General features: G+C 66.5%; 11 protein-coding genes. 2 read left to right on the top strand and 9 right to left on the bottom strand.

Features of this window, described 5'->3' with window-relative positions:
* Positions 1 to 7 precede the first annotated feature (7 nt).
* From CAL15_RS20750 to ribD, 5 genes are all read right to left on the bottom strand, one after another.
* Positions 8 to 1,537: a SpoVR family protein gene (locus tag CAL15_RS20750; RefSeq protein ID WP_086080218.1), complete on the bottom strand. Its 1,530-nt coding sequence runs from the start codon at positions 1,535 to 1,537 to the stop codon at positions 8 to 10.
* A gap of 55 nt (positions 1,538 to 1,592) precedes the next feature.
* Complete coding sequence (locus CAL15_RS20755) at positions 1,593 to 2,855, bottom strand: YeaH/YhbH family protein (RefSeq protein WP_086080219.1); 1,263 nt, start codon at positions 2,853 to 2,855, stop codon at positions 1,593 to 1,595.
* A gap of 12 nt (positions 2,856 to 2,867) precedes the next feature.
* Entirely contained in the window at positions 2,868 to 4,784 is a 1,917-nt protein-coding gene (locus CAL15_RS20760) for a PrkA family serine protein kinase (RefSeq protein WP_420042565.1), read from the bottom strand.
* A 454-nt stretch (positions 4,785 to 5,238) separates the two neighbouring features.
* On the bottom strand, positions 5,239 to 5,868 hold the full coding sequence (locus CAL15_RS20765) for a riboflavin synthase (RefSeq protein WP_086080220.1): 630 nt from the start codon (positions 5,866 to 5,868) through the stop codon (positions 5,239 to 5,241).
* A 25-nt stretch (positions 5,869 to 5,893) separates the two neighbouring features.
* Positions 5,894 to 7,006, bottom strand: coding sequence for a bifunctional diaminohydroxyphosphoribosylaminopyrimidine deaminase/5-amino-6-(5-phosphoribosylamino)uracil reductase RibD (gene ribD, locus CAL15_RS20770; protein WP_086081222.1), 1,113 nt, complete (start codon positions 7,004 to 7,006; stop codon positions 5,894 to 5,896).
* 215 nt (positions 7,007 to 7,221) lie between these two features.
* On the opposite strand from ribD, the gene CAL15_RS20775 reads away from it, so the two are divergent.
* Together CAL15_RS20775 and CAL15_RS20780 are read left to right on the top strand one after the other, a co-directional pair.
* Positions 7,222 to 7,782 carry a cysteine hydrolase family protein gene (locus CAL15_RS20775; protein WP_086080221.1) on the top strand — a complete coding sequence of 187 codons (561 nt, stop codon included), beginning with the start codon at positions 7,222 to 7,224 and terminating at the stop codon, positions 7,780 to 7,782.
* Positions 7,783 to 7,795: 13 nt separating this feature from the next.
* Complete coding sequence (locus tag CAL15_RS20780; protein WP_086080222.1) at positions 7,796 to 8,749, top strand: GlxA family transcriptional regulator; 954 nt, start codon at positions 7,796 to 7,798, stop codon at positions 8,747 to 8,749.
* A 47-nt stretch (positions 8,750 to 8,796) separates the two neighbouring features.
* Here the strand turns inward: CAL15_RS20780 and CAL15_RS20785 are convergent, their stop codons facing one another.
* The 4 genes from CAL15_RS20785 to CAL15_RS20800 all read right to left on the bottom strand — a co-directional run bounded on the left by CAL15_RS20785 (position 8,797) and on the right by CAL15_RS20800 (position 13,031).
* Positions 8,797 to 10,008 (bottom strand): D-alanyl-D-alanine carboxypeptidase family protein, encoded by a 1,212-nt coding sequence (locus CAL15_RS20785; protein WP_086080223.1) that lies wholly within the window; start codon positions 10,006 to 10,008, stop codon positions 8,797 to 8,799.
* A 33-nt stretch (positions 10,009 to 10,041) separates the two neighbouring features.
* Positions 10,042 to 10,521: a transcriptional regulator NrdR gene (gene nrdR / locus CAL15_RS20790; protein WP_086080224.1), complete on the bottom strand. Its 480-nt coding sequence runs from the start codon at positions 10,519 to 10,521 to the stop codon at positions 10,042 to 10,044.
* 67 nt (positions 10,522 to 10,588) lie between these two features.
* Positions 10,589 to 11,833: a serine hydroxymethyltransferase gene (gene glyA / locus CAL15_RS20795; RefSeq protein WP_086080225.1), complete on the bottom strand. Its 1,245-nt coding sequence runs from the start codon at positions 11,831 to 11,833 to the stop codon at positions 10,589 to 10,591.
* 205 nt (positions 11,834 to 12,038) lie between these two features.
* Positions 12,039 to 13,031 carry a Bug family tripartite tricarboxylate transporter substrate binding protein gene (locus CAL15_RS20800; RefSeq protein ID WP_420042516.1) on the bottom strand — a complete coding sequence of 331 codons (993 nt, stop codon included), beginning with the start codon at positions 13,029 to 13,031 and terminating at the stop codon, positions 12,039 to 12,041.
* Positions 13,032 to 13,077: the final 46 nt, after the last annotated feature.

A 13,077-nucleotide genomic window follows, 5' to 3' on the forward strand; every position in this document is an offset into this window, starting at 1 on the left:
GCCGGCTTCACGGCTCGACCTGCCGGTACGACAGCACCGTGCCGTCCGGCGCGGCCTCTTCCAGCCGCACACGGAACCCCCACAGCCTGCCCAGGTGCTTCATGACCTGGTCGGCGTCCTCGGCGGCAAGCGGCCGTCCCCGCGTCTGCTGATGGCGCAGCACCAGCGAGCGGTCGGACTCGCGCTTGTAGCGCACCACCTGGATGTCCGGCACCTGGTTGTCGCGGTTGTGCTGCGCGGCCAGCAGGCGGCGGATGTCGCGGTAGCCTTCGTCGTCGTGGATGGCGGCCACGGTGAGCTTGGGATTCTCTTGATGGTCGGCGATCGCGAAGAAACGGAATTCGCGTATCAGCCGCGGCGACAGGTACTGTGAAATGAAGGACTCGTCCTTGAAGTTGCGCATGGCGAAGTCCAGCGTCTTCAGCCAGTCGCTGCCAGCGATGTCCGGGAACCACTGACGATCTTCGGGCGTGGGCGATTCGCAGATGCGACGGATGTCCGTCATCATGGAATAGCCCAGCGCGTACGGATTGATGCCGCCGTAGCCGCGCTGGTCGAAGCCGCGCTGGCTGACCACGCTGGTGTGGCTTTGCAGCACTTCCATCATGAAACCGTCGGTGACCAGGCCCTTGTGGTGCAGGCGGTTCAGCAGCGTGTAGTGCCAGAACGTGGCCCAGCCCTCGTTCATGACCTTGGTCTGGCTTTGCGGATAGAAGTACTGGGCGATCTTGCGCACGATGCGCACCAGTTCCTTCTGCCAGGGCTCGAGCTTGGGCGAGTGCTTCTCGATGAAGTACAGCAGGTTCTCTTCGGGCTCGGGCGGAAATACGGCACGGCGCGCCTCTTCGGCCGGCGAAGGCTCGGCGCGGGGCACGGTGCGCCACAGGTCGTTGAACTGCAGACGCGCGTGCTCTTCGCGTTCGGCCTGGCGCTGCGCCTCTTCGCGGAACGAGGGCGGCGTAGGCCGCTTGTAGCGGTCGACGCCGTGCAGGCTGAGCGCATGGCACGAGTCGAGTATGGCTTCGACCGCCTCGATGCCGTGCCGCTCTTCGCAGTCGGCCACGTACTTGCGGGCGAACACCAGATAGTCGAGCACGCCGTCGGCATCCGTCCACTGGCGGAACAGATAGTTGTTCTTGAAGAAGGAGTTGTGCCCGTAGCACGCATGCGCGATCACCAGCGCCTGCATGGCCATGGAGTTCTCTTCCATCAGGTACGAGATGCAGGGGTTGGAATTGATGACGATCTCGTAGGCCAGGCCCTGCATGCCCGTGCGGTAGTACTGTTCGTTGCGGATGAACTCCTTGCCGTACGACCAGTGCGGGTAGCCGATGGGCAGGCCCGCCGAGGCATACGCGTCCAGCATCTGCTCGGAGGTGATGATCTCGATCTGGTTCGGATACGTGTCCAGGCCGTATTCGGCGGCGGTTTCGGAGATGACCTCGTCATAGCGCTGCACGAGGTCGAAGGTCCATTCCGAACCGACGGAGATCGGACGAACCGTGCGTTCGCCGTAGGGTCCTGCGATGGCGTTCATGGCTTGTCCTCCTGTCGCTGCGCACGCCGGCTGCGCGTGGGGCGGTCCGCGATGCTCATGCCGCCTCCTTCTTGAACAGGTCGTGGAATACCGGATAGATCTCGCTGCGGCTGCAGATGCGCCGCATGGCGAAATGCGGCGCGGATTCCTGTTCGTACTCGGCCCACAGGCTGCTCTTGCGGGCCTCGGCCGAATCCGGCACCTCGATATAGGCGAAGTAGCGCGTGGCCAGCAGCAGGTGCTCGGACAGGAACCGTGCGCTCTTGCCCGCGTCGGCGCCGAACGAGTCGCCGTCGCTCGCCTGGGCCGCGTACACGTTCCAGGCCGAGGGCGGATAGCGATCCAGCATGATCTCGCGCATCAGCTCGAGTGCCGACAGCACGATGGTGCCGCCGCTCTTGGGATCGTAGAAGAAGGTTTGCTCGTCGACTTCTTCGGCATTGTCGGTATGGCGGATGAACACCACGTCGACGTGCTCGTACTTGCGCGACAGGAACAGGTACAGCAGCGTATAGAAGCGCTTGGCCAGGTCCTTCTTGCCCTCGTCCATCGAGCCGGACACGTCCATCAGGCAGAACATGACCGCGCGCGCCACCGGCGCGGCCACGGCCACGCGATGCCGGTAACGAAGGTCCATGTCGTCCAGGAAGGGCACACGCGCCACGCGCGCCGTCCATTCGTCCACGTCGATGCGCAGGGCTTTCTGTTCGTCGTCGGGCGCGCCGCGCGCGATGGCTTCGTCCAGCTTCCGCTGTGCCTCTTCCAGGCCGCTGCGGGCGTTCACGCTGAGCGCGACCCGCCGAGACAGGGAAGCGCGCAGCGTGCGGTTGACGCTGAGCTGGCTGGGCGAGCCCGTGGTGGTGTAGCCGGCGCGCTGCCACTTCTTCTGCGACACGTCGCCCAGCTGCGTGCGCACCAAGTGGGGCAGTTCGAGATCGTCGAAGAACAGGCTGAGGAATTCGGCGCGGGACAGGCTGAAGGTGAACTGGTCCACCGACTCGCCTTCGCCGGGCTCGGAGCCGCCCCCGCCTCCCGCGCCGCCCTGCGGGCGGTCGAACGCATCGCCCTTGGCGAACTCGCGGTTGCCGGGATGGACGATCTCGCGGTCGCCCCCTTCGCCGTGGCGAAAGTGCGGCTCGGAGATATCGCGCACGGGCAGGTTGACCTCGCCCCCGCGGTCCATGTCTTCGATGGACCGTTCCTTGACCATGTCTCCGACGGCCTTGCGGATCTGGTCTTTGTAGCGGCGCAGGAACCGTTCCCGGTTCACCGCGCTTTTATTGCGGCCGTTCAGACGCCTGTCGATGAGCGAATTCATGATTCACTCTCCTCAGGAAGACTTCCTCACCCGAAGATACCACTCGCACAGCAAGCGCACCTGCTTCTCGGTGTAACCCTTCTCCACCATTCTGTCGACGAAGCTTTGATGCTTGTTGCGGTCTTCGGCCGACGCCTTGGCGTTGAACGAGATGACCGGCAACAGGTCTTCGGTGTTCGAGAACATCTTCTTCTCGATGACCTCGCGCAACTTCTCGTAGCTCGTCCAGTTCGGGTTGCGGCCAGCGTTGTTGGCGCGCGCCCGCAGCACGAAATTGACGATCTCGTTGCGGAAGTCCTTGGGATTGGCGATGCCGGCCGGCTTCTCGATCTTCTCGAGCTCGTCGTTCAACGCGCTGCGGTCGAAGCTCTCGCCGGTTTCGGGGTCGCGGAACTCTTCGTCCTGGATCCAGCAGTCGGCGAAGGTGACATAGCGATCGAAGATGTTCTGGCCGTATTCGGAATACGACTCGAGATAGGCCGTCTGGATTTCCTTGCCGATGAACTCGGCATAGCGCGGCGCCAGCCACCCCTTGATGAATTCGAGATAGCGCCGCCGCGTTTCCTCGGGGAAGTCTTCGCGGCCGATGCGCTGCTCGAGCACATACATCAGGTGTACCGGGTTGGCCGCGACCTCGGTCTGGTCATGGTTGAAGACGCTGGACAGGATCTTGTACGCGAAGCGCGTGGACACGCCCGTCATGCCCTCGTCGGTGCCGGCGTAGTCCTTGTACTCTTGCAGGGCCTTGGCCTTGGGATCGACGTCTTTCAGCGACTCGCCGTCGTAGACGCGCATCTTGGAATAGATGCTCGAGTTCTCGGGCTCTTTCAGGCGCGTCAGCACGGAGAACTGGGCCATCATCTCGAGCGTGCCGGGCGCGCACGGCGCCTTGGACAGCGAACTGTGGCGCAGCAGCTTGTCGTAGATGCGCACCTCTTCGGACACCTGCAGGCAGTACGGCACCTTGACGATGTAGATACGATCGAGGAAGGCCTCGTTGTGCTTGTTGTTGCGGAAGGTCTGCCACTCGGACTCGTTCGAGTGGGCCAGGATGGACCCGTTGAACGGGATGGCCGAGAAGCCCTCGGTGCCCTTGAAGTTCCCTTCCTGCGTGGCCGTCAGCAGCGGATGCAGCATCTTGATCGGCGCCTTGAACATCTCGACGAACTCGAGCAGGCCCTGGTTGGCCAGGCACAGGCCGCCCGAATAGCTGTAGGCGTCGGGATCGTCCTGCGAATAGCGATCGAGTTTGCGGATATCGACCTTGCCGACCAGGGACGAGATGTCCTGATTGTTCTCGTCGCCCGGTTCTGTCTTGGCGATGGCGACCTGCCGCAGCACCGAAGGATTCAGGCGCACCACGCGGAACTGCGAGATGTCGCCGTCGAACTCGCGCAGCCGCTTGACGGCCCACGGCGACATGATGCCGCTGAGATAGCGCCGCGGAATGCCGTACTCGGCCTCCAGCGAATCGCCGAAGCGCTCGGGATGGAACAGTCCCAGCGGCGACTCGTTGACGGGCGAACCCTTCAGCGCGTAGATGGGATAGGTTTCCATCAGCGTCTTCAGGCGTTCCGCGATGGAGGACTTGCCGCCGCCCACCGGGCCCAGCAGGTAGAGAATCTGCTTGCGCTCTTCCAGGCCCTGCGCGGCGTGCTTGAAGAACGCCACGATCTGGTCGATGACGTCCTCCATTCCGTAGAACTCGCGGAATGCGGGATAACGCCTGATGACGCGATTGGAGAACAGACGGGACAAACGCGGGTCATTGCGCGTGTCGACCAGTTCGGGCTCGCCGATGGCGGACAACATGCGTTCCGCCGGACTGGCATACGCCATGGGATCGCGTTTGGCCAGAGCGAGATATTCTTCTAGAGAAAGCTCGGTTTCCTGGTCACGTGCGTACTGCGACTTGAAGCCTTCGAGGATGCTTTGCACGGCCAACCCCTCCTACGGTATCGAAGCACAGAAAAAACAGGTCGGTTGTCTTCATTGTGTTCCTCAAGCAAGAGTGGTGCCAGCGAATATTGCTGTTGAACACACCACATCATCTTGTCGTGGTGCTTTCACCACACACAATAGAATGGATACGCAGACCCTTATTCGCTTAGGCCCCGATGTAGTCGTGCAAGTTCCGCGAGTCGGTAAATTAAGGGCCATTTGTATAGATGGCCTTTTGTGCGGCGGATGTGTAGCAGCGTAGTGAGACGAGTGCTGACAAGATGCCCGCCTGCACACTCTTCATGCATGCGTGCACGGGTTCGCGCATGAAGCATATCGATACGCACCGCGGCGGGGCGGCCTGCCCGGCGACATATCCATGCAGGCACTGCGGGTATCCACGCAGACGGCGCGCCGCGCCGTCGCTGGCGGGCGACGCGTGTCAGCGGCGCGCGTCGCCGCTCAGGGTCAGCATGCGTTCGACGTAGCGGGCGATGGTGTCGATCTCGATGTTCACCCGGTCGCCCGGCCGCAGATTGCGCAGCGTGGTCACGGCCTGCGTGTGCGGGATGATGTTGATGCTGATCTCGCAGCCGTCGGCATCGTCGCTCACGCGATTCACCGTCAGGCTGACGCCGTTCACCGTCACCGATCCCTTGTAGGCCAGGTAACGCGCCAGGTCGCGCGGCACGCGGACGGCCAGTTCGCGCGACTCGCCGATCGGCTCGAAACGCGCCACCGTGCCGAGGCCGTCGACGTGGCCCGACACGAGGTGACCTCCGATCTGGTCTCCCACGCACAGCGACTTCTCGAGATTGACCTCGCCGGGGCGATCCAGCCCGACCGTGCGCGACAGGCTCTCCTGCGACACGTCCACCTGGAATCGTCCCGGCGATTGCAGCGCCACCACGGTCATGCAGGCGCCCTGCACCGCGATGGAATCGCCGATGCCGACGTCGCGCAGGTCCAGGTCGGACGCGTCGATGTCCAGCCGCACGCCGGCCTGCGCGCCGCCAGGCAGGGACTCGACGTTGACGATGCGGCCCACTGCCGCGACGAGACCGGTGAACATTGCTTTTGCTCCTTGGATATCGTGTTCAGCGCGGGGCGCCGTCCAGGCCCTGCCGCAGGGCCTGCCAGCGCGCCGCCACGCGGGCGCGCAGCCGCGCATCGGCGCCCACGCGCGTGAAATCGGTAAATTCGAAACGCTGGGCGCCGTCCAGGTGATCGATCATCGGCATGCGCACCATGCCTGCGGCGTCGCCCAGCAGCATGGGCGCGAGGTACACCAGCAGCTCGTCCACGCACCCGGCGGACAGCAGCGCCCCCGACAGGCCCGCGCCGGCCTCGACGTGCACCTCGTTCACGTCATGCTCGCCGAACCAGCGCATCATGCCGTCCAGGTCGACGCGCTGGGGTTGGTCGCCGGGCATCAGTATGGTTTGCACGTTGCGCCGCGCCAGGCGTTCGGCCTTGGCCGGATCCGAGCGGGCCGTGAAGACCAGCACCTCGGAGCCGTCCAGCAACCGGGCGTTCTCGGGGATGGCGTAGCGGGCATCGACCACCGCCTTGCGCGGCGGCCGGGTGGTTGTCACCTCGCGCACATTCAGCTGGGGATCGTCCGCAAGCACGGTTCCCATGCCCGTCAGGACCACGCAGCTGCGCGCGCGCCAGTGATGGCCGTCGGCGCGCGCTTCCGGGCCCGTGATCCACTGGGACATGCCGTTGTGCAGGGCGCTGCGGCCATCCAGCGACGCCGCCAGCTTCAGCCAGGTCCAGGGCGTGCCGCGCTGCATGCGCGCCACGAAGCCCGGATTCAGCTCGAGGGCCTCGTCCACGCACACCCCTACGTCGACCGCGATGCCGGCGGCCCGCAACTGGGCCAGCCCGCGGCCGTTGACCTGGGGATTGGGATCGCCCATGGCCACGACCACGCGCGCGGGACGCGCCGCCAGGACGGCATCGACGCAAGGCGGGGTGCGGCCATGGTGGCTGCAGGGTTCCAGCGTGACGTACAGCGTGGCGCCCTCGACGGAATGGCCGCGCTCGGTGGCGTCGCGCAACGCGCGGATCTCGGCATGCGGGCCGCCGGGCGGCTGCGTGGCGCCCTCGCCCAGCACCTGCCCGTCGCGCACGATGACGCAGCCCACGCGCGGATTGGGGGTGGTGGTGTACAGCACGCCGCGCGCGAGCGCCAGCGCGCGCCGCATCCAGTCCAGGTCGTGAGGGTCGGTATGGGTCATGGAGTTTCGATTGTATGCCCGCTTGCATGCCCGCCCGGCCGCACGGCGCCGCGGCACCGGCCGGACCGTGGGGGATGTCCGGATCGGTCCGGCGGCGGTCCGTTGCCGGCCTCGCCCGGCCAGCGGCGCGGGCGCACAATATGCCCGCAATCCCGCCAATTTCCTACTTTCACGAGCGTGCCATGAAACAGGCCTTGATCGTCATCGATGTCCAGGAATCCTTCCGCCAGCGTCCGTATTGGGACGACAGCGAGTTCGCCGCATACCTGTCGGCGCAACAGCGCCTGATCGACGACGCGTCGTCGCGGGGCGTGGCGGTGCTGCAGGTCTTCCATGTGGACCAGACGGACGATCCCGCGGAGCCCTTCTCGCTCGCCTCGGGCCACGTCGCCACGCTGCGCGAACTGCGCATCGCCCCCACCGCGGTGTTCCACAAGACGGTGCACTCGGCGCTGTATGCGCGCGACGACGCCGGCGGCACGCTGCTCGACTGGCTGCAACGCAACGATATCGAATCCGTCGTCATCAGCGGCATCCGCACCGAGCAATGCTGCGAAACCACGGCACGGCATGCCTCGGACGCAGGATTCAAGGTACGTTATGCCATGGACGCCACGCTGACCTTCGCCATGCAGGCCGCTTCGGGCAAGCGGTTCACGCCGCAGGATCTCCGCGAGCGGACCGAACTGGTGCTGCAGGGCCGCTTCGCCGACGTGCTGCCGGCGGCACGCGCGCTGGCCTGACGCGCCCGCCGTCATGATCCCGGTGTACTTCGTGGTGGTGCGAGACATCGTGCTGCTGGACCTGGCAGGCCCGGCCGAGGCGTTCCGCGCGGCCAACAAGTTCGCGCCGGGCAGCTTCGCGATGCACTACTGCGGGCCCGAGCCCAGCGTGGAAAGCGGCCTGGCCGGCTTGCACCTGGGCGGACTGCAGCCCCTGCCGCGGCGGCTGCCGGCCGATGCGCTGGTGGTGCTGTCGGGGGTGGTCGGCGCCAGCCCCGATTGGAATGCTGCCGCCATGCGCGCGCTGGTGCGATGGCTGGCCGAACGCCAGCCCGCCGATGGCTTCACCCTGATGTCGGTCTGCGCGGGCGCGCTGGTGGCCGCCGCGGCCGGGCTCCTGAATGGCCGCGAATGCACCAGCCACCATGACTGCCTGCAGCAGCTGTCCGCGCTCGAACCGGGCGCCCGGGTGCACGACAACCGCATCTTCGTCGAGGACGGCGCGATGCTTACCAGCGCCGGCATCACGGCCGGTATCGACCTGGCCCTGCACCTGGTGGCGCGGACCTGCGGCCCGCAGATCGCGGCCGCCACGGCCCGAGACATGGTCGTGTACCTGAGAAGGGCCGGCAACGACCCCGCGCTGTCGCCCTGGCTGGACGGACGCAACCATCTGCATCCGGGCGTGCACAAAGTGCAGGACGCCATCCTGCGCGATCCGGCCGCCGCCTGGTCGGCCGACCTGCTGGCCCGCCAGGCGCACACCAGCTCGCGCCACCTGAACCGGCTGTTCGCCGAGCACGCGGGCTGCACGCCCATGGAATACGTCTATCGCATCCGGCTGGCGCTGGCCAGCGAGCTGATACGCGAGACGCGGCTGGACCTGGAACGGGTGGCCGAGCGCGCGGGCTTCGGCTCGGCGCATCATCTGCGCCGCGTGTGGCGGCGCCATGCGGAGGGATCGCCGGGCGCGCTGCGCGTCGGCTAGCGCGGCTTCGCGCCGTCACGCGTACGGCAATCTGGCGTTGACAGGCCCTAACGCAACCAGAGCCTTACCGTGTCCCAGGCCCGGCCGGCGATGCCGGCCTGCGCCACGGGCTCGAGCGCCACCAGGGGCACCTGCACGGCGGGCTTGCCGTCCACGCTGACCTGCACGGTGCCGATCCGGTCGCCCGCCGCCAGGGGCGCGACCAGCGTATCCGCTTGCCGCACCTGCCGGTCGATGCGGGCGCCCGCCGGCACGGTCAGGTAGACGTCGCTGGCGTAACCGGTCTTCACGGCATCGCTGGCGCCCTTCCACACCTCGGCGCTGCCGGCGGCCTCGCCCTGGGCATAGAGACGCACGGTATCGAAGGCGCGATAACCCCATTCAAGCAGCATGCGGCTCTCCTGCGTGCGCAGCTTGTCCGAGGCGGTGCCTATCACCACCGAGATCAGCCGGCGCTGCAGGGGGCCGGCGGGACGCTGGGCCGAGACGACGATGCAATAGCCGGCGGACTCGGTGTGCCCGGTCTTCAGGCCGTCCACCGTCGGATCCAGCCACAACAGCCGGTTGCGGTTGGACTGCGTGATCTTGTTGTAGGTGAACTGGCGGATCGTGTCGTACGCGCGCGATTCCGGGAAGTCGCGCTGGTAGCGAGCGGCCAGGATGGCCAGCTCTCGCGCGGTGGAATAGGTCTGCGGATCGGGCAGGCCGTGGGGGCTGGCGAAATGCGTGGCGTGCAGGCCCAGCGCGGCGGCCTGTTCGTTCATGCGCTGCACGAAGGCCTCCACCGAGCCCGACACGGCCTCGGCCAGCGCGATCGCCGCGTCGTTGCCGGACTGCACCAACAGGCCCGTCAGCAGGTCGCGGACCGATACGCGGGTGCCGGGCTCGAGGAACATCTTCGAGCTGCCCGGCGCCACCTTCCAGGCCCGCGCGGACACCAGCACCTGCTGGTCCAGCGTGATCTCGCGCGCCTTCAGCGCCTGGAACACCACGTAGGCGGTCATGACCTTGGTGAGCGATGCCGGCTCGATACGCTGGTCGGCATTGCTGGCGCCCAGCACCTGGCCGCTGGTGGCGTCCAGCAGCAGCCACGCCTTGGCGGTAAGCAAGGGCGGCGTCGCGGCCGAGACGACGGCCGGAATGGAGGCCACTGGCGCGGAGGGAGCGACGGCCCGCGCGGCAGGCGTAGCCAACCCCGCCAAGACGGCCGAAATGGCCACGGCGACCGCCGAGGCCACGATTCTTTTTCTGATCGACATATTGTTGCTGTGGGTACTGCCGCCCTGCCCTACTCACTCTTTGCGCAGCTTGCCCGGCAGCATGGGGCCCTGCATTTCACGGATGGCCTCGACGAATTCGCCGATGTCCTCGAAGCTCTTGTACACCGACGCGAAGCGCACATATGCGACCTTGTCGAGCTTCTTCAGTTCCGCCATGACCAGCTCGCCGATGCGCTCGCTGGGCACTTCGCGCACGCCGCTGGCCAGCAGCACCTCTTCGATGCGCGCCACCGCGGCATCGACCTGGACGGTATTGACGGGACGCTTGCGCAGCGCCAGGGCCAGGCTGCTGCGCAGCTTGGCGGCGTCGTACTCGGTGCGGCTGCCGTTTCGCTTGACCACGGAGGGCATGGCCAGTTCGACGCGTTCGTAGGTGGTGAAGCGCTTGTCACAGGACAGGCAGCGACGGCGACGCCTGATGGTGTCGCCTTCTTCCGATACCCGGCTGTCGACAACCTGGGTATCGGCGTTGCCGCAGAAAGGGCATCTCATGCGGGCTCCCGTATGCCTGTGATGGCGCCTATTGTAATGAGGACGGAAGCCCGCGGGGCCGCGCGGCTCAGCGGTAGACGGGCAGGCGCTGGGTCAGCTCGTTGACGCGGGCGCGCACCGACGCGATGTTGCCTTCGTCGCGCGGGTTGTCCAGCACGTCGGCGATCAGGTTGGCGGTGAGCTCGGCTTCGGCTTCCTTGAAGCCGCGGGTGGTCATGGCCGGCGTGCCCAGGCGGATGCCGCTGGTGACGAAGGGCTTCTCGGGATCGTTGGGAATGGCGTTCTTGTTGACCGTGATGTGCGCCTGACCCAGCACCGCCTCGGCTTCCTTGCCCGTAATGCCCTTGGGACGCAGGTCGACCAGCATGACGTGGCTTTCGGTCTTGCCCGACACGATGCGCAGGCCGCGCTTGACCAGCGTGTCGGCCAGCACCTTGGCGTTGGCCACTACCTGCTTCGCGTAGTCCTGGAACTCGGGCGACAGGGCTTCCTTGAACGCCACGGCCTTGGCGGCGATGACGTGCATCAGCGGACCGCCCTGGATGCCCGGGAAGATGGCCGAATTGATGACCTTCTCGTACTCGGCCTTCATCATGATGACGCCGCCGCGCGGGCCGCGCAGCGACTTGTGCGTGGTGGACGTGACGAAGTCGGCGTGCGGCACCGGATTGGGATATTGGCCGCCCGCCACCAGGCCGGCGTAGTGTGCGATGTCGACCATGAACAGCGCGCCGTTCTCGCGGGCGATGCGGGCCATGCGCTCGAAGTCGATGTGCAGGGCATAGGCCGAGGCGCCGGCCACGATCAGCTTGGGCTTGTGCTCTTTGGCCAGTTGTTCGACCTGGGCGTAGTTCAGCACTTCGTTCTGGTCCAGGCCGTAGGCCAGGAAGTTGTACAGCTTGCCCGACTGGTTGACCGAGGCGCCGTGCGTCAGGTGGCCGCCTTCGGCCAGGCTCATGCCGAGCACGGTATCGCCAGGCTTGAGGACGGCGTTGTACACGCCCTGGTTGGCCTGCGAACCCGAGTTGGGCTGCACGTTGGCGGCCTCGGCGCCGAACAGCTGCTTGAGCCGGTCGATGGCCAGCTGTTCGACCACGTCCACGTATTCGCAGCCGCCGTAGTAGCGCTTGCCCGGGTAGCCTTCGGCGTACTTATTGGTGAGCTGCGTGCCCTGGGCCTGCATGACGGCCGGGCTGGCGTAGTTCTCGGAGGCGATCAGCTCGATGTGCTGTTCCTGGCGCTCGTCTTCCTTCTGGATGGCGGCCCAGACGTCGGGGTCCACCTGGGCGATGCTGAGATTGCGGTCGAACATGGAGATTCCTGGATGGGTAAGGGATTGCTGCGTGTCGCTCGGATGACGGCTAGTTTACCGCGCCATGCGCCCGGTTCTGCGGGGAAACCCCGACGAATCGCGGCATTTGGCATTCAAGCCGCGCGGTTCGCACACTTGGGCGAAGGGCGCTCATGGCAGGCTTGAGCGCCGTTCATACAATCCCTTGTTCCAGGAGTTTCCGCGCTCACTGCGCGACGATCTTTCTCTCGCGCACCACCCGCCCCCATTTCTCGGATTCGGCCCGCATGAAGGCCGCGAACTCGGCGCGCGTGGTGGGCTGGGGGGTCAGGCCGTGCTTCTCCAGCGCCTCTTTCATGGCCGGGTCGTTCAGCACCTTGACGATCTCGACGTTCCAGCGCTCCAGGAGCGGCTCCGGCGTCTTGCCCGGCGCGACGAACGCATACCAGTTCAGCGCCTCGAAGCCGGGATAGCCGGCCTCGGCCACGGTGGGAATGTCCGGCAGGTAGGCCGGCCGCTTCAGACCGGTGGTGGCCAGCGGCACCAGCTTGCCGGTCTGGACGTGCGGCATGGCGGTCGGCGGCGCCGCGAAGTACGAGGCCACGCGCTCGCCCAGCAGGTCCTGCAGTGCCGGCGCGCCGCCCTTGTACGGCACGTGGACCATGTCGATGCCCGCGCGCTGGTTGAAGAGCTCGCCCGCCAGGTGCGACGCGGAGCCCGCGCCGGTCGAGGCGAAGTCCACGCTGCCGGGCTTGTTCTTCGACAGCTGCACGAACTCGGCCAGGTTCTTCACGCCCAGGCTCTTGTTCGCGACCAGCACGTTGGGGAAGTTCACTCCGCCGGACAGCGGCGCGAGGTCCTTGAACGGGTCGTAGGCCACCTTCATGATGTGCGGCGCGATGGTCAGCGGCCCTATCGAGCCGAACAGCAGCATCGTGCCGTCCGTCGGCCCGTTGGCCACCTGCTGGTGGGCGATGTTGCCGCCCGCGCCGCCGCGGTTCTCCACCACGACCGACTGGCCGATGTTCTCGCCCAGCTTCTTGGCGATGAGGCGCGCGGCGGCGTCGGCCGCGCCGCCCGGCGCAAAGCCCACCACCAGGGTGACCGGCCTGGCGGGCGGAAACTCCTGGGCCCGGGCCTGCAGCGGCAATATGGCGGCCGCGGCAGCGGCCATCGAAAGCGCGCCGGCGATCGCGGCGCGGCGGTTCTTGCTGAACATGAGTCTGTCTCCTCTGTTTTTTATACGACCGGGGCGAACCCCGGCG

This window comes from Bordetella genomosp. 13 (assembly GCF_002119665.1).
Taxonomy (GTDB): domain Bacteria; phylum Pseudomonadota; class Gammaproteobacteria; order Burkholderiales; family Burkholderiaceae_B; genus Bordetella.